Origin of the sequence: Sediminihaliea albiluteola (genome assembly GCF_014077625.1) — a bacterium.
GTDB lineage: Bacteria > Pseudomonadota > Gammaproteobacteria > Pseudomonadales > Halieaceae > Sediminihaliea > Sediminihaliea albiluteola.
The window spans coordinates 808,678-828,281 of sequence record NZ_JACFXU010000014.1; the positions used below are offsets into that span (position 1 = coordinate 808,678).

The window sequence follows — 19,604 nt, forward strand, 5'->3', positions numbered from 1 at the left end:
CAAGGATCCGGCATGACTTTTATCCAAGATCAGTTAGCAGACAATCACTGTTTTGGCTGTAGTCCAGACAACCCCCATGGCCACCACATCAAAAGTACTTGGGATGGTGAGCGCAGCATCTGCCACTTTAGCCCCAAACCCTGGCACTGTGCCGGCTCGCCCCACTATGTTTATGGCGGGCTTATTGCCTCTCTGATCGATTGCCACTCTGTGTGCACCGCTATCGCCGAAGCCTACCAGCGCGAAGGCCGAGCCATCGGCGAGGGCGAGACTATTTTTTATGTGACCGGCTCACTCAATATTAGCTATTTGAAAGCCACCCCGATTGCCGGGCCACTAGTCTTAGAAGCGCGACTTAGCGAAGCCGGCAGGCGCAAATCCGTTGTGCTCTGCACGCTCTCGGTCAATGGCGAGCTCTGCGCCAAAGCTGAACTGGTCGCAATTAGAGTCCCAGCCAGCTGGGGCGAAGCCTGAGCTAAGCCACACTGCTTGCACAGCACTGCCGCTTTGCGTAGTTTAACCAAGCCCATTTATCCAGTTCGGAATTCAAGCATGACAATCAAGCTCGGTGTGGTGATGGATCCCATCGCCAACATCACATACAAGAAAGACACCACTCTCGCCCTACTCTGGGCAGCTCAAGATCGCGGTTGGGAACTCTATTACATGGAGCCTACCGACCTGTACTTACGACAGGGGGAAGGCCGCGCGAGCGTCGCGCCACTCAAAGTATTTCGCGACCCCGAGTGCTGGTATCAACTTGAGGCAGCACAAGATCTGCCACTGGCAGATCTCGATGTCATATTGATGCGCAAAGACCCTCCCTTTGACAATGAGTTTATCTACAACACTTACATACTCGAAGCCGCAGAGCGCCAAGGCACGCTAATCGTCAACCGCTGCCACAGCCTGCGCGACTGTAACGAAAAAGTATTTGCCACCCAGTTCCCCCAGTGCTGTCCACCGGTCTTAGTCAGTGCCGACCCTGAGCGCTTAAAAGCTTTCTACCAAGAGCAGGAAGACGTTATCTTTAAACCCTTAGATGGCATGGGCGGAGCCTCCATCTTCCGAGTCAAGCCGGGCGACCCTAACCTCAACGTGATTCTTGAAACACTCACCGGCTTCGGCAAGTTTTCGATCATGGCGCAGCGCTACCTGCCAGAAATTGTGGATGGTGATAAGCGCATTCTTATGATCAATGGCGAAGCAGTGCCCTACAGTTTGGCGCGCATCCCTTCTCAGGGAGAAACCCGAGGCAACTTGGCTGCCGGTGGCACCGGCCGGGCACAGCCACTCTCAGACCGAGATCGCTGGATTGCAGAACAGGTAGGCCCCTCGCTGCGCGAGCGCGGCTTGATGTTTGTCGGCTTAGATGTGATCGGCGACTACCTCACTGAGATTAATGTGACCAGCCCCACTTGTGTGCGAGAAATCAATGATCAGTACGACCTCGATATCGGCGCCCAGCTGATGGATGCTATCGAACAGGCCCTGCAAGCAGCATAAAGACTTAGGTGGCGAGGGTGCTTTACCTGAGTACTGGACAACCGGATCGCCTCTTTAGGCGAGCGCTATTGATCGCCCTGCTATTACATGCGGGGCTCATCATTGCTATCACTTTCGACATCGAGCAAGAGCCCCATTACCGGCCGCAACTCGATGTCACCCTGGCCTACCAGGCAAGCAACACCGCGCCTGAACAGGCCAGCCATCACGCTCAAGTGAATCAGCTTGGCAGTGGCGATGACTCAAAGCAGCCCGACTTTAGCTCCCAGGGCTCAGCAGCGAAGGTTACAGCTCCGCCGGCAGAAGAACAGGCACTGCAGCAACAGCAAGATCAGCAAGCTCTGAGCGAACACAGCCTAACGACTCAAGCAGATAGCGAGCGCCAACAAGCTCGCAATAAAGCTTTTAGGGCGCAGCAAGAATTCACCCTCGATGGCATTAGCCAAGAAGCTGAGCAATACAGTACAGCGCTGCCCGTGATCGACAGCCTGCAAGATGAACAAAGCCAGCCCCATGCCAAGGAGCCCCGAGTGCGGCGGCTCAACTCACTGTCAGCCCAGGCAGCGGTAGACGCTGCTTACCTCGATGCCTGGCGCCGCCGGGTGGAAACTGTGGGCAACCAGTACTATCCGGAAGCCTCAATTCGCTACGGAATTTATGGCAGCCTGCGCTTGTTAGTGGTGATCCAAGCCAATGGACAGCTAGAAGATATTCGGGTGCTGTCGTCTTCCGGCTATGCCATGTTAGATGAGGCAGCCATCAAAATTGTCCGTATGGCGGCACCTTATGCCCCCTTTCCAGCGGAGTTACGGGCCACTACGGACCGCTTGGAAATTATCCGTACATGGCAATTTCAACAGAATCGGCTAAGCTCAGGCTAACACGCTTATTGAACTCCTCTACCTTTGCCAAAAGCTGAGTAAAATCCTAATGCCCCTGACTAAGAGCGCTAATATAGCCCGCAGCAGTGACTGTCTGCGGGATCACTTCCTACTGGCTATGCCCAGTTTATCGGAGGGTATTTTCTCCCAGAGCATCACCTACATCTGTGAGCACGGCGAGAGTGGCGCGATGGGTATCGTGATTAATCAGCCGCTGGAACTTAGCGTCGCTGAGATCTTCGAACACCTGCAAATTGATGCCGAAAGCGACTTCAGCTCCCTGCCAGTGATGGCGGGCGGCCCAGTGCAAGTCGACCATGGTTTTGTCCTGCACCGCGATCCAGCAACTGTGTGGGAAGCCAGCATCAAAGTCACAGACTCCATCACGCTAAGCACTTCACGCGACATTCTTCGCGCCATTGCCATGCAAGAGGGCCCGCGCGACTACCTCATTGCCTTAGGCTACGCCGGCTGGTCCGCTGGACAGCTGGAGCAAGAGTTGGCTGAAAACGCTTGGCTCACGCTGCCGGCAGACAGCGAGATTATTTTCTCTACTCCCCATGAGCAGCGCTTGCACGCCGCAGCGGCACAACTAGGCATCGACATGAATCTAATTTCAGCCCAGGCAGGACACGCTTAGCAGCCATGAGCCAAGTATCACCTAAAGCCGTCATGGCATTCGACTACGGCCTGCGCCAGATTGGCGTGGCGGTTGGTAACTGCGTGCTGAGCACCACCCAGCCGCTCACCACGCTAAGCGCACGAGATGGTATACCCGATTGGTCCGCCATCGCTAAGCTAATCGATGAATGGCGACCCGATTTACTGGTGGTCGGAGAGCCACTCAATATGGACGGCTCGGCCAGTGAGCTGAGTGAGCGCGCCAATAAGTTTGCGCGCCGCTTGCAGGGCCGTTTTGCCTTGCCTATCGCCATGGCAGACGAGCGCTTAAGTAGCTTTGAAGCAAAAGAACAACAGCGTGAATTGGGTCATCGCGGTGATTACAAAGCTCGGCCTATCGATAGCTATGCCGCCGAGCTCATTTTGCAAACATGGTTAGCTGAGCACTCAGCGCTCAGCGCGAGCTGAGCAGCCTAAACAGCATTTGCGCTGCTGCGCTCTACTCGTAAGTCAAGCTCTGAACACTAGCCTCGCTTTGTCGACCTCGGTCGTACATTTTAATCGCCAGGCGCACATCGTTCTCAGAGTCGGCATAGCGCATTGCATCTTCGGCGCTAATAAGCCCTTTCCGATAAGCTTCAAGCAAAGACTGGTCGAGAGTTAGCATCCCCAGCTCGGTGGATTTTCCCATCACTTCTTTGATGAGGTGAGTATCGCCTTTGCGAATGTAGTCTTGAACCAATGGCGAGCCTAAGAGCACCTCGACGATTGGCGTGCGACCACTGCCATCCTTAAGCGGAAGCAGCTGCTGCGCCACAATGGCCTTCAGGTTGAGCGAGAGATCCATCCACACTTGGGTATGGAGCTCAGCTGGAAAAAAGCTCTGCACTCGATCGAGCGCTTGGTTGGCATTGTTTGCGTGCAACGTACACAGACACAGATGTCCGGTTTCGGCAAAAGCCAGGGCCTGGCGCATGGTCTCGGCCGAGCGCACCTCGCCAATTAAAATTACATCAGGCGCCTGACGCAATGAGTTTTTCAGTGCGACATCAAAGGTTTCCGTATCCACACCCACTTCGCGCTGGGTAACAATACAGCCTTCGTGCCGGTGTAAAAACTCGATCGGATCTTCGATGGTAATAATATGGCCGCGGCTATTGCGGTTGCGGTGACCTACCATGCTAGCCAAGGAGGTCGACTTACCAGTACCGGTACCGCCCACAAAAATGATTAGGCCGCGCTTGGCCATGGCCAAATCTTTAATAATCGGGGGCAGGCCAATCTCTTCAATATGCGGGATATGTGTTTGAATTCGGCGCAGTACAAGGCCAAAGCTGCCGCGCTGCACAAAAGCACTGATACGAAAACGCCCTAACTGCCCCTTAGAGAGCGCAAAGTTACACTCATTGTGTGCCAAATATTCGCGCTGCTGATCCTCGTCCATGGTCGATAAAACCAGTTCGCGGGCCTCTTCGGCACTCAGGCGCTGATCGCTAATTGGGTAGAGTTGCCCATCGACCTTAATACTTGGGGCAGCCCCAGCAGAGATAAAGCCATCTGAGGCCCCCTCTTTGACGACGCGCTCCAGCAAATACTCAATATTCATGGCTCCAACTCCCTGTTGAGCAGAGCGAAGGGCTAGCCCTATAACACTCCAGCCTAAAAATCCTCTGGCATGCGGGCTTTTTCGCGCGCCACTTCACGACTAATAATGCGCTTCTCTACTAGGCCCTGCAAACACTGATCCATCGTTTGCATACCCAGTGCATGACCTGTTTGAATCGCCGAATACATCTGAGCCACTTTATCTTCACGAATCAAGTTGCGAATAGCTGAAGTGCCACGCATGATTTCATGGGCGGCGACCCGGCCACCCGCGATGCGCTTCATCAAAGTTTGTGACACCACCGCCTGTAACGACTCCGAGAGCATGGATCGCACCATCGATTTTTCTGCGGCAGGAAAGACATCGACGATTCGGTCAATGGTCTTTGCCGCCGAGGTGGTGTGTAAGGTACCAAATACTAAGTGGCCGGTCTCTGCCGCAGTCAATGCCAAGCGAATGGTTTCCAAGTCGCGCATCTCACCGACCAAAATAATGTCTGGGTCCTCACGCAGTGCTGAGCGCAGCGCCTCAGAGAAGCCCAAGGTGTCGCGATGCACCTCGCGCTGGTTAATTAGGCATTTTTTACTCTCATGCACGAACTCAATCGGGTCTTCAATAGTCAGAATGTGCTCGTACTTATTGTCGTTGATGTAATCCATCATTGCAGCCAGCGTGGTGGATTTACCGGAGCCGGTCGGGCCAGTCACTAGCACCAAGCCTCGGGGCATCATAGCAATGTCCCGAAACACCTGACCCATGCCCAGATCTTCCATAGTCAGCACTTTAGAAGGAATCGTTCGGAACACCGCGCCAGCACCGCGGTTCTGGTTGAAGGCATTGACCCGAAAGCGCGCCACGCCTGGCACTTCAAAGGAAAAATCGGTTTCTAGAAACTCCTCGAAATCCTTGCGCTGCTTGTCGTTCATGATGTCGTAGATCAGCTCGTGCACCTGCTTGTGCTCCATCGGCGGCAGGTTAATACGGCGCACATCGCCATCGACACGAATCATCGGCGGTAGGCCTGCCGATAAGTGCAGGTCAGATGCGCCCTGTTTAGCACTGAAGGCAAGTAGTTCTGTGATATCCAAGGATTTTCTCCCCTAGCGCTGCAGTAAAACTACTGCATCCTGACCCCATAAAAGCTGTGACGAGTTAGCATCAAGGTCAGCGACTGCGGCCTAGTTATAGTCTTTATATAAGGCAAAGGGGAGTCGCCCGCTTAGCCTGCTTCGGCTACTATGCAGCCCATGAACCAACATCAACTTTCAGACAATATAGCAAAACTGACTTGCAGAGTAAGCCGCGCGGCCCAGAAAAACCAGCGTGCGCCTGAGGCAGTCAGCATACTAGCGGTAAGCAAAACCCGTCCAGCAGAGGATATCCGCACTGCGGCAGAGTTGGGCCTGACCCAATTTGGCGAAAACTACCTTCAGGAAGCGCTGGATAAAATCACTCAGCTGCAAGACCTCGATCTCTGCTGGCACTTTATTGGCCCTATTCAGTCCAATAAAACCCGTGCTATTGCCGAGCACTTCCACTGGGTACACAGCGTCGACCGCTTGAAAATTGCCCGGCGCCTGAGCGAACAGAGACCGCTTAGCCTAGACCCCTTGCAGATCTGCCTACAGGTCAACATTTCAGGCGAGCCCAGCAAATCGGGCGTCAGCTTGGAGGCATTGCCTGAACTGGCAGCAGCCGTCGCGAGCTTGCCCAATCTGCAATTGCGCGGACTTATGGCCATCCCCGCAGCTAGCGATGATCCACAAGTCCAGCGCCGAGCCTTCCGTGCTTTGCGGGAAGCTATGTCAGAGCTCTCGCTGCCTGGACTCGACACCCTATCGATGGGCATGTCAGGGGACCTTGAAGCTGCGATTGCCGAAGGGGCCAGCATTGTCCGTGTAGGGACTGATATCTTCGGCCCCCGCGGGTGATTTTGGCCGGCGGCGGCGTGTATACTGGCGCTTCGTAATACTCGTAACAAACTCACCGCTGCTGGCTAACTATCAGCCGCAGCCATCAGTTCTGGAGCACTTTCTTGAGCACACCGAATATCGCCTTTATCGGCGCCGGCAACATGGCTAGCAGCATTGTCGGAGGGCTGATTGAAAGCGGTCATCCGGCCAGCGCTATTCGCGCCGCCGACCCCTACCCAGATAGCCTGAGCAAGCTCCGCCGCATCGCGCCGGTAGAGACCTTTGAAGATAATGCCGCTGCAGTAAAAGGTGCTGACGTTGTTATTCTGGCGGTCAAACCACAGCTGATGACAGAGGCCTTGACTAGCATCTCAGCCGCGGTCAAAGAAGCCGACGCGCTGATTATCTCCATCGCTGCAGGCGTCACCATTGATAGCATGGCAAAATACCTCGGCGAACAGACTGCTATTGTGCGCTGCATGCCCAATACCCCGGCGCTGCTCTCTTGCGGTGCTAGCGCCTTATTCGCCAGCCAGCAGGTCAGCGCCACACAGCGTCAATACGCCGAAGATATTTTGGCTGCTGTCGGCATCGTCAGCTGGGTGGACAATGAAGCTGCGCTGGATGCTATCACCGCACTATCTGGCAGTGGTCCGGCTTACTTCTTCTTATTTATGGAAGCCATGATAGACAGTGGCTGTAAACTTGGCTTAGACCGTGACACTGCCACCGCCATGGCCCAGCAAACCGCCCTCGGCGCAGCGCGCATGGCCCTCGAAAGCGAGGCCGACCTGGCCACTTTGCGACAGCAGGTCACTAGCCCCGGCGGTACCACCCAAGCTGCCGTAGAAAGTTTTGAGCGCGACGGCCTGCGAGACATTATTGAGCGCGCCATGCAGGCCGCGGCAATACGGGCTAAAGAATTAGCCGGCGATACTGAATAAAGGAGACTCCCTGCGTGAATGCGTTTAGTGACATTTTGGGCTATTTGCTACAGACCGCTATCAGCCTGTACCTCTTGGCGATGCTGTTGCGCCTAGTTCTGCAACTCGTGCGCGCCGATTTTTACAACCCGATTAGTCAATTTCTAGTCAAGATCACCAACCCACTGGTGCTGCCCCTGCGTCGCGTTTTACCCAATGTGGCTAGGCTAGACTTGGCCTCACTAAGCTTGGCATTACTCTTACAAATATTGGCCATTGCCAGTATTTTACTGCTCAACGGTCTGCCTCTGCCAAACCCTTTTGTACTTATCGTATGGGGCTTTATCGGCTTATTATCACTGCTGGTTAACATATATTTTTTCGCTTTGTTAGCAGTCATTATCCTGAGCTGGATAGCGCCGAACAGCAATAGCCCAGCACTGCTGCTCTTGCATCAAATTACTGAGCCAGTGATGGCGCCTTTTCGCAAGATGCTGCCTCCAATGGGCGGCATGGACTTCTCACCGATCATTGTTTTTATCCTAATTAACGTGATTCAAATTGCCCTGCGACACATGGCCGTAGGGGCGGGCCTTCATCCGGCTCTGGTCATCGGTCTATAAGGCGGCTAACTATGTCTCAGACCAAAGCTAAATCCTCCGTGGGAATTGTAGAGCCTCAAAGTGCCTACTTTGATGAGCCCCTACTACTGGCTTGTGGCCGCGAGCTCGCAGGCTACGAACTGGTATACGAGTGCTATGGTCAGCTCAACGCCGAGGCCTCGAATGCCGTATTGATCTGCCACGCGCTCAGCGGCAACCATCACGCTGCTGGCTATCACAGTGAAGATGATCGCAAGCCCGGTTGGTGGGACGCCTATATAGGTCCGGGCAAGCCGATTGATACAGAGCGATTTTTTGTCGTTTGCCTGAACAACCTCGGTGGTTGCCACGGCTCCACTGGCCCGACCTCCATCAACCCAGATACCGGCAAGCCCTGGGGCCCTGATTTCCCACCGCTGCGAGTGCGGGACTGGGTTCACAGCCAAAAACGCCTCGCTGAGCGGCTCGGAATTACTTGCTGGGCGGCGGTTATTGGTGGCAGTCTCGGGGGCATGCAAGCCATGCGCTGGGCCTTAGAGTATCCCGACATGCTGCAACACTGCGTGGTCATTGCCTCGGCCATGAAGCTCAGTGCACAAAATATCGCTTTTAATGAAATTGCTCGTCATGCCATTCAGTCCGACCCCGACTTTGCTGATGGCCACTACTTGGAGCAAGACTCTGTACCCGCACAAGGCCTAGGCTTGGCCCGCATGGTGGGACATATCACCTACCTATCAGACGATGCCATGGCGCAAAAGTTTGGCCGCGATTTACGCCGCGGCACCTTGGATCAGGGCGATGAAAACTCAGTAGAGTTTCAGGTGCAAAGCTATTTGCGCTATCAAGGTAGCCAGTTTTCAAACCGCTTTGATGCTAACACCTATATTCTGATGACCCGGGCGCTGGATTACTTCGACTTGGCCAGAGAATATGGCGACGACCCAGTAGAGGCTTTCCGTCGGGCCAAGTGCAGCTTTCTGGTGATATCTTTTTCAACTGATTGGCGTTTTTCACCCCAGCGCTCCCGCGAAATAGTCGATGCATTGATCGCCGCTGACCGGCCAGTCAGCTACTGTGAAATAGAAGCCCACGAAGGGCACGATGCATTTTTACTGCCGCTGCCGCGTTATATGGAAGTGTTCGACGCCTATATGCAGCGTGTTGGAGTAAGTGACTGATGCGCTTAGATCTCACTCATATTCAACGCTGGATCGCTCCTGGATCCAAGGTATTAGACTTAGGCTGTGGTAACGGCGTGTTTCTCCGCCAACTGCAGGACACTCGCAATGTACGCGGCATGGGCCTAGAAATTGACCCCGCCAACATTAGCGCCGCCATTGGCCGCGGGCTGAACATTGTTGAGCAAAACATGGATCTGGGCCTGGATAACTTCCCCGACCAAAGCTTTGATACTGTGGTAATGGCTCACGCACTCCAAGTGGTGCACTATCCCGACAGGGTCCTCGACGAAATGCTGCGTATTGGCCGCGAAGGCGTAGTAACCTTCCCCAACTTTGGCCATTGGCGCTGTCGCATCTACTTGGCATTTCGCGGTCGCATGCCGGTCTCAAAGTTTATGCCCCATAGCTGGTACGATACCCCCAACATCCACTTTTGTACGGTGACAGACTTTGAAGCACTTTGCCGCGATAAAGGCATACGCATATTGGATCGTGAAATGGTCGGCAACACCCAGCGACGCCCCCTGCTGGCCCGCCTTTGGCCAAACCTCTTCGCCCTCACTGCGGTCTACAGGATCACCCGCTAAGATGTCGCGCCCACTATCAGCTGCACTGCTCTTCGCTGCAGCAGTACTTGCCAGTGTCGGAGCTATGGCTCAGCAATCAGAGCGCTTCGGCCCTTACGAGCTGCATTACAGCGTGGTCAACACCAGCTTTCTAGCGCCTGAAGTCGCCGCCCAGTACGGTATTGTCCGCGGCAAAAAGCGCGCCATTTTAAACCTCGCCGTTCGCGAGCATGTCGAAGGTGGTGCTAGCGAAGCTAGAACTATGCTGATTAAAGGGCACACCAAGGACCTGATACAAGCTCAGGACTTAAGCTTTCAGGAAGTGCGCGAGGGCCCAGCTATTTATTACCTAGCACCCTTCAAATTTATCAATCGCGAATGGCGCTTTTTTAAGCTGCACTTCCGCCCCGAAGGGGCGACTGAAACCTATACTTTCGAATTCAAACATCAACTGTATGTTCACTAAAGTATGACAGACTCCTCAACCACAGCCGGCACCGTGGTGCTGGCCAGCGGCAATGCCGGCAAGCTAAAAGAACTGGATCGTATTCTCGCGCCACTGGGTTTCAGGCTGCGCTCACAAGGCGAGTTTGATGTGCCGGAAGTGGCCGAGACAGGTCTGAGCTTTGTTGAGAATGCCCTAATCAAAGCCCGCGCCGCTGCCGAGCACACCGGCTTGCCCGCCATTGCTGACGACTCTGGACTGGAGGTCGATGCACTTCAGGGAGCCCCCGGCATCCACTCTGCACGCTACTCTGGCGAAGGCGATGAAGGCAACAACCGCAAGCTACTAGCTGCGCTGGAGGGCCTAGGGCAGGAGCAGCGCAGTGCCCGCTTCCACTGTGTACTGGTGTTTATGCGCCACGCCAATGACCCCACTCCCATTATCTGTCAGGGCAGCTGGGAGGGCTTTATTCTCGATGCCCCCAGCGGTGAACAAGGCTTTGGCTACGACCCTGTGTTCTACGTTCCAGCCGAGGGCTGCAGTGCCGCTGAATTGCCCCGCGACCTAAAAAATCGCATCAGTCACCGCGCTCAAGCCTGCGCCTTGCTAGCTGAGGCCTTACAGCCGCAACGCTGATGCTGACAGAATTGCCCCCTCTGGGCCTCTATATTCACCTACCCTGGTGCGAACGCAAGTGCCCTTACTGCGACTTTAATTCTCACGAAGCGCAAGTCATACCGGAGCAGGCCTATATCCAAGCGCTGCTACAGGACCTCGATGGGGAGCTGGCACGGGCCCAAGGCCGCCAACTAAGCAGCCTCTTTATCGGTGGTGGCACCCCCAGCCTATTCAGTGCTGCTGCCATTGCGACATTGATGGCAGGCATATCTGCTCGCCTGCCCTTGGCAAAGCACTTCGAAGCCACTATGGAAGCCAACCCCGGTAGTGCCGAAGCGGACAAATTTGCGGGCTTTCGCGCGGCCGGCATCAACCGCCTGTCACTGGGAGTACAGTCCTTTAATGATGCCCAATTACAGGCTCTGGGCCGGGTGCACTCCGCGGCACAGGCCCATGCAGCAATCGCGATGGCTGGCCGCGCTGGTTTCGACAACCTCAATATCGATCTCATGCACGGCCTTCCCGGCCAACAAAGTGAGCGCGGCCTAGACGACATCCGCAGCGCTCTGTCCTACCAACCTACCCACCTCTCCTGGTATCAATTGACCATTGAGCCCAACACGCTGTTCCACAAGCGGCCACCCACCCTGCCAGTAGAGGACACCCTGGCAGCCATTCAAGAAGGTGGGGAGGATATTTTAGTGGCAGCAGGGCTGAGTGCTTATGAAGTATCAGCTTGGTCACTGCCCGGACGGGAGTGTCGCCACAACCTCAACTACTGGTCTTTCGGGGATTATTTAGCCATCGGGGCTGGCGCCCACGGCAAAATTACTTGGCCCGATGGCCGCATTGAGCGCTACGCTAAGCGCAAGCAGCCCAAGGAATATATGCAAGCTCAAGCGGGTGCTTTCACCGGCAGCCAGCGCTGGCTGTCGGCAGAGGACTTGCCTGGAGAATACATGATGAATGCCCTGCGCTTAGCAGAGGGCACTGAACTTCAGGCTTTTACACAGCGCACCGGACTCAGCTTAGAGACTATCGAGGCACCTTTAGCCGCACTAAGCCAGCGCGGCCTGATCGAAATTGTTGATGGAAAGTTACGCTGTAGTGCCGTTGGTTGGCGCTTTCTAGATACGGTGGTGGCAGAGTTTTTCTAGCAACACTAGTTTCAATCGCTGTCTAAGCGCTCAAAGAGCAAATCCCAAACGCCATGCCCTAGTCGCTCGCCGCGCTGCTCAAACTTAGTCAGCGGCCGATGCGCCGGTCGTGGGGCAAACTGCCCTGGGCCTGCGGTATTGCGCAAAGCTGTATTGGCTGACAAAACCTCCATCATCTGCTCGGCGTAGTTTTCCCAGTCGGTCGCCAAGTGCAAGCGACCACCGGGTATTAAGCGAGATACCAGTAGCTCGACAAAAGGAGCCTGGATCAAGCGGCGCTTATGATGGCGCTTTTTGTGCCAAGGGTCAGGGAAGAATATTTGCAGTGTATCCAGTGAATCTGGCGCAATACAGTGCTCTAGCACTTCTACTGCATCGTGCCGGTAGAGCCTCAAATTGCTCAGCTTGCGCTCATCAATATCGTGCAACAAGCGCCCCACACCGGGGGTGTGCACTTCGATGCCAATGAAGTCCTTTTCTGGCGCGGCAGCAGCCATCTCAGCCAGAGACTGCCCCATACCAAAGCCAATTTCTAATACCCGTGGCGCCCGGCGGCCAAACACCGCATCAAGGTCTAGAGTCTGAGCTGAGTAATCCAAGCCCCAACGCTCCCAGCCCGCATCATAGGCGCGCTTTTGCGCTTCCGTCATGCGCCCAGTGCGCAGCACATAACTGCGAATCCGGCGCTCCTTTGGCGCTTTCTTCTCTGTGTCTAACACGCTTGTCTCATCACTCACTGGGCCATCTTCCAGCCCACGACCATTAAGCAAGCCCAACCTGCAATAAAGGCTAAGCCCCCCAGTGGCGTGATGGCACCAAGCCAGCGAAGGCCTGTTAAAGCCAGTAGATAAAGGCTGCCCGAAAACAGCAGTAAACCCACTAGAAACAAACTGCCGCTACTGCGCAGCAGCGTGGTTTGCGGATGATGTAAAGCCAGAACACCCACCGCAAGCAAGGCTAGGGCATGGTAAAAATGGTATTGCACCGCCGTCTCGAATACGCCCATAGCGTAGTCATCTAGGCGATTGCGCAGTGCGTGGGCGCCAAAGGCACCAAAGGCCACGGCCAAAAAACCAGCTAAGGCACCTAGGGGAAGAAAGATATTGTTCATAGGGGAAGTGTAGCGCAAGCTGGGGCGGAGAGCCCGCCCCAAGGTCGAATTAAGCAGCGATTGCGGCGCGCAATTTTTTCATCGCGTTCTGTTCTAGCTGGCGAATGCGCTCTGCAGATACGCCATAGTGGCTAGCCAGCTCGTGTAGCGTGGCCTTTTCCTCTGCCAGCCAACGCTGGGCTAGGATATCGCGGCTACGCTCATCTAAATCTGCCAAAGCCATATGCAGCTGCTGCTCGCTATTAGCCTGCCAATCGCTGGATTCCACAGCTTCTGCTGGGTCGGAGCGCTGATCTTCTAAGTAGTACTGAGGCGCATGCCAAGCATCATCGTCATCACTGTCTACCGGCGAGTCAAAAGCGACATCGCGGCTGCTCAAGCGTCCTTCCATACGCTGAACTTCGCTGACATCTACGCCCAAATCTTCCGCCACAGCGCGAGTCTCTTCAGCACTGAGCCAAGCCAGATCTTTTTTGGCACTACGCAGGTTAAAGAACAGCTTGCGCTGTGCCTTAGTTGTGGCCACTTTTACGATGCGCCAGTTACGCAGAATAAATTCGTGCATTTCAGCTTTGATCCAATGCACCGCAAAAGACACCAAGCGCACTCCCTTTTCAGGGTTAAAGCGCTTAACGGCCTTCATCAAACCGACGTTACCTTCCTGAATCAAATCGGCCTCAGCCAAGCCATAACCGGTGTAGCTGCGCGCAATGTGAACTACGAAGCGCAGATGTGACATCACCAGCTCGCGGGCTGCTTCTACATTGTCGTTGTAGTACAGGTCCTCGGCCAATTCCCGCTCTCGCTCCGGAGTCAGCAAGGGAATTCTGCTTACGGCCTGCACGTAGGCCCCAAGATTCGCTCCCGGTACCATCTGGTCTACAGGCTGTAGGGTTGTATTCATATGATGGTCTCCATAATCAAGCCGCCAAGTTTAGCACTCCTGATATTAGAGTGCTAATCCTGCAAAAGTTCCCTGATAGGCTCTAAATAAACAGAGAATATTCATTATTTATCAGTGGCTTAAGCTACTAAGGCCTCAGCGCGGCTCAATCGCTCCAAGATGGCGCGATACCGCCAGCCAAGCACCGATCAGACCCAGAGCTCCACCGAGTAAAACCAGCTGTAAACTGCCAATTAAGCCGATCCCACTCAGCTGGAAATTGCTTTGGTATAGGCTAGCTAAATTGCTCACCGGTTGCTCCAAAAAGAACAGCGCCGCCAGCACTAGCAGGGCAGCAATAAAGCCACCGCCCACGCCATACCATAGACCAGTGTAGAGAAATGGCCTGCGCACAAAGGCATTACTGCCGCCCACTAGCTTGACGATAATGATCTCATCGCGGCGGTTTTCAATTGCCAAGCGAATAGTATTGCCGAGAATCAGCACCACCCCGAGCACTAAAACGCCGGCCAAGCCCAGCACTAGGCGGCGACTCAAATCCATCAGGTTATTTAAGCGCTGTACCCAAGCCATATCGACAACCGCCTGCTCGACGGGCTGCAGTGCCAGTAGCTCAGCTTGTAAAACTGAAGGCTCAACACCCGTAGCGGGGCTCACTAACAGCAGGTGCGGCAGGGGGTTCTCATCGAGACTAGCCACCACATCAGTAAAACCAGAGAGCTCGGCAAACTCTTCCAGCGCGGCAACTTTATCCACCAGTACTGCTTCGGCCACATCGCCGCGCTCCTGCAGCTCTGCTTGCAGGGCTTGGGCGGCCTCCGCCCCAGTAGATTTCAGCAAAAATAGCGATATTTGCGCCGGACTGTCCCAGCTACCACTGACTTCGCGGGCATTATCAAGGGCCACACTCAAGGCCGTTGGCAGGGCCATTGCAATCCCAATTACCAGCCAGGTCAGCAGACTTGAACCAAGATTGTCCAGCACTCGGCGCAAGCTATCGGCGGCCGACAAACTGTGGTGATCGCGCCAGCTGCGATAGCGGTCGAGAAAACGCGCTCGACTCGTGCTAGCACCCTCGCGCCGCTGGGCCGCACCAGAAGCTTTAGCTCTCACGAGGCAGCTCCCAGCAAGCGCCCGTCGCGCAGGGTTAAAATCCGATGCTGCATACGGGAAATCAGAGCCAGATCGTGGCTAGCAATCAGCACCGTCACCCCCACTTGGTTAAAAGCTTCAAATAGCTGCATAATTTCCGCCGATAGCGCGGGGTCTAAGTTACCTGTGGGCTCATCCGCCAACAGAATACGCGGCCTAGCCACTACCGCGCGAGCAATACCCACCCGCTGCTGTTCACCGCCTGACAAGGTAATAGGTAGCGCCCGCTCCCGGGACAATAAGCCAACTTTATCAAGAGCCGCCCGGGTACGACGGGCCACCTCGCGGTGATCGTAGCCGGCGATGATCAGTGGCAGCGCAACGTTGTCGAATACCGTCCGATCAAACAATAATTTGTGATTTTGAAAGACCACGCCAATATTGCGGCGGTGCCGCGGGATACCCCGCGAGGAGACCTTGGCCAAGTCTTGCCCATCCACTATCACCTTGCCGCGGGTAGGCCGGTCCATCAGCATGATCAACCTGAGCAGCGTACTTTTACCGGCGCCAGAATGACCAGTGAGAAAAACCAGCTCGTCACGGGCGATATCTACGCTCACTTCGCGCAGGGCGTCATGGCCCTCCTCGTAGCGCTTAGTTACCCGCTCAAAACTGATCATGCTGCCCTGTCGTCTCGCTCAAATAGTGCGCGAATAAAGGGCTCTGCTTCAAATGGCCGGAGGTCTTCAACCGCCTCCCCAACGCCAATGAAACGGATCGGAAGGCCCAGCTTTTTGGCGATGGCAAAAATCACCCCACCTTTAGCAGTACCATCCAGCTTGGTCAGCGCAAGGCCAGTCACACCAACAGCCTGCTGGAAATGACCTGCTTGGGACAGAGCATTCTGACCGGTACCCGCATCCAGCACTAACATCACCTCGTGCGGAGCCTCCGGATCTAGCTTGCGCAGGACTCGCACCACTTTCTTCAGTTCTTCCATCAGGTGATCTTTGTTGTGCAAGCGCCCCGCCGTATCGGCAATCAGCACATCTGTGCCTCGAGACTTTGCCGCTTGCAGCGCGTCAAATAGTACCGAAGCACTGTCCGCGCCGGTGTGCTGAGCAATCACTGGCACATCATTGCGCTCACCCCAAACTTGCAGTTGCTCCACCGCAGCTGCGCGGAAAGTATCCCCAGCCGCCAGCATCACCGAGCGCCCCTCACTGAGGTAGCGGCGCGCCATTTTACCAATGGTGGTGGTCTTACCTACTCCGTTGACGCCCACGACAAGGATCACAAAGGGTTTGTGACCACTTACGTCCAAGGGTTTCTCACAAGCCACCAGCAGATCCTGCAGTTCTTGCTTAAGGGCCTGCTCCAAGGCCTCAGGCCGGGTCAGTTCCCTGCGCGACACTTGCTGAGTCAAGCGGTCAATAATATCTACCGTGGCATCTACACCCACATCGGCTAACAACAAACGCGACTCGAGCTCTTCGAGCAGCTCGTCGTCAATTTCTTTGCTGCCCAGGAACATGCTGCCCAGTCCCTGCACCAAATTATCACTGGTGCGACCGAGACCGCGGCGCAGGCGGCGGAAAAAGCCTGCTTCAGCCTCTTTGTCTTGGGCCTGCTTGGGCTTGGCTTGTGGCTCAGCTGGCGCCTCAATGGGTGGGGGCTCAGCAGGAGGCTGTGGCACCTGCGCTGCAGCAGCAGGTACCGGCGCCTGCTCAGGAACTGACTCAGAGGGCCTATGGCCGGGCTCCACCACAGGCTTTTCAAGCGCATCAGTACTAGCGGCGCTGTCTGCTGTAAGCTTTGAGTCGGACTCAGCGGTGACCGGCGCTTTAGCGGCGGTTTTTTTACGTCTAAAAAACTTCATAATATGTCGCGATAAAATGCGCAGACGGGGCGTCTGCAGAAGCGTCTATCCTAACATCCTTGCACGGGGCGGAGAAATGACACAGAGAAGAAACAACAATCACTCCAAGACGGCAAGGCCCTCGCAGCTGCGTATCATCGGCGGCCAGTGGCGCGGGCGCAAGCTCAGCTTCACCCCCGCCGAGGGTTTGCGCCCCACTAGCGACCGAGTGCGAGAAACGCTATTTAACTGGCTTGCAGCTGATATTCGTGGGGCGCGCTGCTTAGATCTATTTTCTGGCAGCGGCGCTCTTGGCCTAGAGGCCCTGTCGCGGGGTGCAGCCCATTGTGATTTTGTCGACAACAACCCCAGCAATCTGCGCCAAATTAGCAGCCACCTCAACTCACTGCAGTGTAGTCCTCGGGCTAGCTGCCACTCACTGAGCGCCGATGCCTTTCTCGAACAGGCTAAGAGCGGCTGGGATATCGTATTTATCGACCCGCCCTTTGGCCTCAGGCTAGCCACAGGTGTATGCCACAGCCTGCAAAAAAATGGGCTGCTATTGGAATATGCCCAGGTTTACCTTGAAACTGGAATGCAGGAAGAGCTGCCGCAAGTGCCAACTAACTGGCTGCTGCACCGAGATAAAAGGGCGGGAGAGGTGCGCTATCAGCTGTATCACTGCCCGCTAGCTTAGTCTAAAGATAAGCCCGAATTGCTTCATTGCAGACAAGTGTTTACCATCCAATTTTACCGCCAAAACGAGTCGCTTTTCAGATGAACAATCAGACCATTGTCTACCCCGGTACTTTCGATCCAATTACCAATGGTCATGTGGATCTTGTGGAGCGCGCATCCCGCCTCTTTGGCAAGGTACTGGTGTCCATCGCTCACAGCGAAAAGAAAAAACCTCTGTTCACACTCGATGAGCGGGTATCCCTAGCACAGCAGTGTTTGTCGCATTTGGATAACGTAGAAGTCGTCGGTTTCGGCATACTGCTAACCCACTTTGTGGAAAGCCAAGGTGCGCGCTGTGTGCTGCGCGGCCTGCGAGCGGTAGCGGACTTTGAATACGAGTTTCAGCTAGCGAACATGAACCGCGCTATGAACCCAGAGTTTGAGAGTATCTTCCTCACTCCCTCCGAGCACCTATCTTACATTTCCTCTTCACTGGTAAGAGAAATTGCCTCGCTTGGCGGTGATATCACTTCCTTTGTACCACCACCGGTGGCCAAAGCTCTGCAGGAGCGTTTCGCCACAGCCAGCTAAGCTAGCTTGGCGAACAGCCTAGTCGACTTTAGCTGACTCGCCGCGAGCCCGCTCAATGTCTTTGTAGGTATAACCCGCCTCTCGACAGCCCAAGCAGCGCATGAAGGTCTCCTTAGCGGGACCTACCATCAGAGTCTCAGCCGCTTCACTAGCATGCCCCGCCAGAAGAGTAAAAGGCAGACTCACTACAAAAGCGGCAAGCCCACCGGCGGTCATCACTAGGCCGATGGGTCGTGCGACCAGCAAGTCACCCACCATCTCAGCCGCGTTGGGACTATCATCGATGGCAGATTGCGCCCACAGGGTCTGCGGCGTAGCGACTAGTGTAGCTAACATTGCCGCGACTAGTGCCTGGCGGCGCACGCGATATTTTATTGTCATGCTTACTCCCGAGGGCAAGCCCGCCCCTATCGTCAACAGATCTTTACTAGTTAGTGTAGCCTGATCAGCGCTGACAGGTCACGCAATACACCGTACTACGCTGGGCCAAGCGCTGTTCCCGCAACACGCCACCACAAGTCTTACAGGCCAAGCCTGCTCTGCCGTAGACATGGAGCTGCTGGGCAAAATAACCCGGCTTACCATCTCCGCCAACAAAATCCCGCAAGGTAGTGCCGCCCTGCTCTATGGCAGAAGTGAGTACTTGCTTTATATAATCAGACAAGCGCTCGTAGCGGGCCAGAGATATCCGCCCTGCACTGCGATCGGGGCGAATACCAGCGAGGTACAGTGCCTCATTGGCGTAAATATTACCGACCCCAACCACTATACGACCATCCATAATAAAGTTTTTGACTGGGCCACGCCGACCACGAGAGAGGCGGTGGAGCAATAAGCCGTCAAAACTATCAGACAGAGGTTCTGGACCCAAATGAGCCAACAGCGGATGCGTCTCACCGGGCTCTGACCACAGAAAACAGCCAAAACGGCGCGGGTCGTTAAAGCGCAAACAGTCGCCACTGCTCAGTCGCAGGTCAATATGGTCGTGAGGCCCTGCTGCGGGTATAGGCTGACGCAGCACCCGCAGTGATCCGGACATCCCCAAATGCACTAATAAAGTGCCGGCAGCAGTATGAAATAGCAGGTACTTGGCACGCCGCGAGACACTTAAGACGCGCTGCCCGCGCAACAACTGCGGCAGATCGGCCGGCACCGGCCAGCGCAAGCGCGACTCGCGCACCAGCAACTCATCCACCTGCTCCCCTTCAACGTAGGGCGCAACTCCTCGGCGGGTTGTTTCAACTTCAGGTAACTCTGGCACTGTTAGCCAAGCCCTCTAGCTATCATCTAGGCACTTTAATCTAGCGCAAAAAAAACCCTGATACAGCAGCACCAGGGTTTTTAATAG

General features: G+C 55.1%; 25 protein-coding genes. 15 read left to right on the plus strand and 10 right to left on the minus strand.

The annotated features are described in order from the left end of the window. Positions 1 to 12: 12 nt before the first annotated feature. The 5 genes from H2508_RS10570 to ruvX all read left to right on the plus strand — a co-directional run bounded on the left by H2508_RS10570 (position 13) and on the right by ruvX (position 3,476). Positions 13 to 474, plus strand: a complete 462-nt coding sequence (locus tag H2508_RS10570; protein WP_182172980.1) for a PaaI family thioesterase — start codon at positions 13 to 15, stop codon at positions 472 to 474. Between the two features lie 78 nt (positions 475 to 552). Beyond that, a complete protein-coding gene (gene gshB, locus H2508_RS10575) occupies positions 553 to 1,506 on the plus strand; it encodes a glutathione synthase (RefSeq protein WP_182172983.1) in 954 nt (317 codons plus the stop codon). Between the two features lie 68 nt (positions 1,507 to 1,574). Continuing rightward, positions 1,575 to 2,387, plus strand: a complete 813-nt coding sequence (locus tag H2508_RS10580) for an energy transducer TonB (protein ID WP_182172986.1) — start codon at positions 1,575 to 1,577, stop codon at positions 2,385 to 2,387. A 49-nt stretch (positions 2,388 to 2,436) separates the two neighbouring features. Beyond that, positions 2,437 to 3,027 (plus strand): YqgE/AlgH family protein, encoded by a 591-nt coding sequence (locus H2508_RS10585; protein WP_182172989.1) that lies wholly within the window; start codon positions 2,437 to 2,439, stop codon positions 3,025 to 3,027. A gap of 5 nt (positions 3,028 to 3,032) precedes the next feature. Then, positions 3,033 to 3,476, plus strand: a complete 444-nt coding sequence (gene ruvX / locus H2508_RS10590) for a Holliday junction resolvase RuvX (protein WP_182172992.1) — start codon at positions 3,033 to 3,035, stop codon at positions 3,474 to 3,476. Between the two features lie 31 nt (positions 3,477 to 3,507). Here the strand turns inward: ruvX and H2508_RS10595 are convergent, their stop codons facing one another. Both H2508_RS10595 and H2508_RS10600 read right to left on the minus strand, forming a co-directional pair. Next, on the minus strand, positions 3,508 to 4,614 hold the full coding sequence (locus tag H2508_RS10595; protein WP_182172995.1) for a PilT/PilU family type 4a pilus ATPase: 1,107 nt from the start codon (positions 4,612 to 4,614) through the stop codon (positions 3,508 to 3,510). A gap of 53 nt (positions 4,615 to 4,667) precedes the next feature. Further along, on the minus strand, positions 4,668 to 5,702 hold the full coding sequence (locus H2508_RS10600; protein WP_182172998.1) for a type IV pilus twitching motility protein PilT: 1,035 nt from the start codon (positions 5,700 to 5,702) through the stop codon (positions 4,668 to 4,670). 159 nt (positions 5,703 to 5,861) lie between these two features. On the opposite strand from H2508_RS10600, the gene H2508_RS10605 reads away from it, so the two are divergent. The 8 genes from H2508_RS10605 (at position 5,862) to hemW (ending at position 12,022) form a co-directional block, all read left to right on the plus strand. Further along, on the plus strand, positions 5,862 to 6,545 hold the full coding sequence (locus H2508_RS10605) for a YggS family pyridoxal phosphate-dependent enzyme (RefSeq protein ID WP_182173001.1): 684 nt from the start codon (positions 5,862 to 5,864) through the stop codon (positions 6,543 to 6,545). Between the two features lie 104 nt (positions 6,546 to 6,649). After that, complete coding sequence (gene proC, locus H2508_RS10610; protein ID WP_182173003.1) at positions 6,650 to 7,471, plus strand: pyrroline-5-carboxylate reductase; 822 nt, start codon at positions 6,650 to 6,652, stop codon at positions 7,469 to 7,471. Between the two features lie 14 nt (positions 7,472 to 7,485). Beyond that, positions 7,486 to 8,073 carry a YggT family protein gene (locus H2508_RS10615; protein ID WP_182173006.1) on the plus strand — a complete coding sequence of 196 codons (588 nt, stop codon included), beginning with the start codon at positions 7,486 to 7,488 and terminating at the stop codon, positions 8,071 to 8,073. A gap of 11 nt (positions 8,074 to 8,084) precedes the next feature. Further along, positions 8,085 to 9,233: a homoserine O-succinyltransferase MetX gene (metX, locus tag H2508_RS10620; protein WP_182173009.1), complete on the plus strand. Its 1,149-nt coding sequence runs from the start codon at positions 8,085 to 8,087 to the stop codon at positions 9,231 to 9,233. After that, entirely contained in the window at positions 9,233 to 9,823 is a 591-nt protein-coding gene (metW, locus tag H2508_RS10625; RefSeq protein ID WP_182173012.1) for a methionine biosynthesis protein MetW, read from the plus strand. Before metX ends, metW begins: the two co-directional genes overlap by 1 nt. A gap of 1 nt (position 9,824) precedes the next feature. Continuing rightward, entirely contained in the window at positions 9,825 to 10,268 is a 444-nt protein-coding gene (locus tag H2508_RS10630) for a DUF4426 domain-containing protein (protein ID WP_182173015.1), read from the plus strand. Positions 10,269 to 10,271: 3 nt separating this feature from the next. Further along, positions 10,272 to 10,883 (plus strand): RdgB/HAM1 family non-canonical purine NTP pyrophosphatase, encoded by a 612-nt coding sequence (gene rdgB, locus H2508_RS10635; protein WP_182173018.1) that lies wholly within the window; start codon positions 10,272 to 10,274, stop codon positions 10,881 to 10,883. Further along, positions 10,883 to 12,022: a radical SAM family heme chaperone HemW gene (gene hemW / locus H2508_RS10640; RefSeq protein WP_182173021.1), complete on the plus strand. Its 1,140-nt coding sequence runs from the start codon at positions 10,883 to 10,885 to the stop codon at positions 12,020 to 12,022. The genes rdgB and hemW overlap by 1 nt, the downstream gene beginning before the upstream one ends. Positions 12,023 to 12,033: 11 nt before the next feature. Here the strand turns inward: hemW and trmB are convergent, their stop codons facing one another. The 6 genes from trmB to ftsY form a co-directional block, all read right to left on the minus strand. Continuing rightward, positions 12,034 to 12,672 carry a tRNA (guanosine(46)-N7)-methyltransferase TrmB gene (gene trmB / locus H2508_RS10645; protein ID WP_220463745.1) on the minus strand — a complete coding sequence of 213 codons (639 nt, stop codon included), beginning with the start codon at positions 12,670 to 12,672 and terminating at the stop codon, positions 12,034 to 12,036. 83 nt (positions 12,673 to 12,755) lie between these two features. Further along, positions 12,756 to 13,133 carry a DUF423 domain-containing protein gene (locus H2508_RS10650; protein ID WP_182173024.1) on the minus strand — a complete coding sequence of 126 codons (378 nt, stop codon included), beginning with the start codon at positions 13,131 to 13,133 and terminating at the stop codon, positions 12,756 to 12,758. A 49-nt stretch (positions 13,134 to 13,182) separates the two neighbouring features. Then, positions 13,183 to 14,037: an RNA polymerase sigma factor RpoH gene (gene rpoH / locus H2508_RS10655; protein WP_182173027.1), complete on the minus strand. Its 855-nt coding sequence runs from the start codon at positions 14,035 to 14,037 to the stop codon at positions 13,183 to 13,185. A 135-nt stretch (positions 14,038 to 14,172) separates the two neighbouring features. Next, positions 14,173 to 15,150, minus strand: a complete 978-nt coding sequence (ftsX, locus tag H2508_RS10660; RefSeq protein WP_182173030.1) for a permease-like cell division protein FtsX — start codon at positions 15,148 to 15,150, stop codon at positions 14,173 to 14,175. Then, a complete protein-coding gene (gene ftsE, locus H2508_RS10665; RefSeq protein ID WP_182173033.1) occupies positions 15,147 to 15,809 on the minus strand; it encodes a cell division ATP-binding protein FtsE in 663 nt (220 codons plus the stop codon). Before ftsE ends, ftsX begins: the two co-directional genes overlap by 4 nt. Beyond that, a complete protein-coding gene (gene ftsY / locus H2508_RS10670) occupies positions 15,806 to 17,008 on the minus strand; it encodes a signal recognition particle-docking protein FtsY (protein ID WP_182173036.1) in 1,203 nt (400 codons plus the stop codon). The genes ftsE and ftsY overlap by 4 nt, the downstream gene beginning before the upstream one ends. A gap of 76 nt (positions 17,009 to 17,084) precedes the next feature. Between ftsY and rsmD the strand changes: the two genes are divergently transcribed. Continuing rightward, positions 17,085 to 17,684, plus strand: coding sequence for a 16S rRNA (guanine(966)-N(2))-methyltransferase RsmD (gene rsmD / locus H2508_RS10675; RefSeq protein WP_182173039.1), 600 nt, complete (start codon positions 17,085 to 17,087; stop codon positions 17,682 to 17,684). A gap of 80 nt (positions 17,685 to 17,764) precedes the next feature. Further along, positions 17,765 to 18,256, plus strand: coding sequence for a pantetheine-phosphate adenylyltransferase (coaD, locus tag H2508_RS10680; protein ID WP_182173042.1), 492 nt, complete (start codon positions 17,765 to 17,767; stop codon positions 18,254 to 18,256). Between the two features lie 18 nt (positions 18,257 to 18,274). Here the strand turns inward: coaD and H2508_RS10685 are convergent, their stop codons facing one another. Beyond that, positions 18,275 to 18,637 carry a hypothetical protein gene (locus H2508_RS10685; protein WP_182173045.1) on the minus strand — a complete coding sequence of 121 codons (363 nt, stop codon included), beginning with the start codon at positions 18,635 to 18,637 and terminating at the stop codon, positions 18,275 to 18,277. Between the two features lie 64 nt (positions 18,638 to 18,701). After that, entirely contained in the window at positions 18,702 to 19,517 is an 816-nt protein-coding gene (gene mutM, locus H2508_RS10690; protein ID WP_182173048.1) for a bifunctional DNA-formamidopyrimidine glycosylase/DNA-(apurinic or apyrimidinic site) lyase, read from the minus strand. Between the last annotated feature and the right edge of the window lie 87 nt (positions 19,518 to 19,604).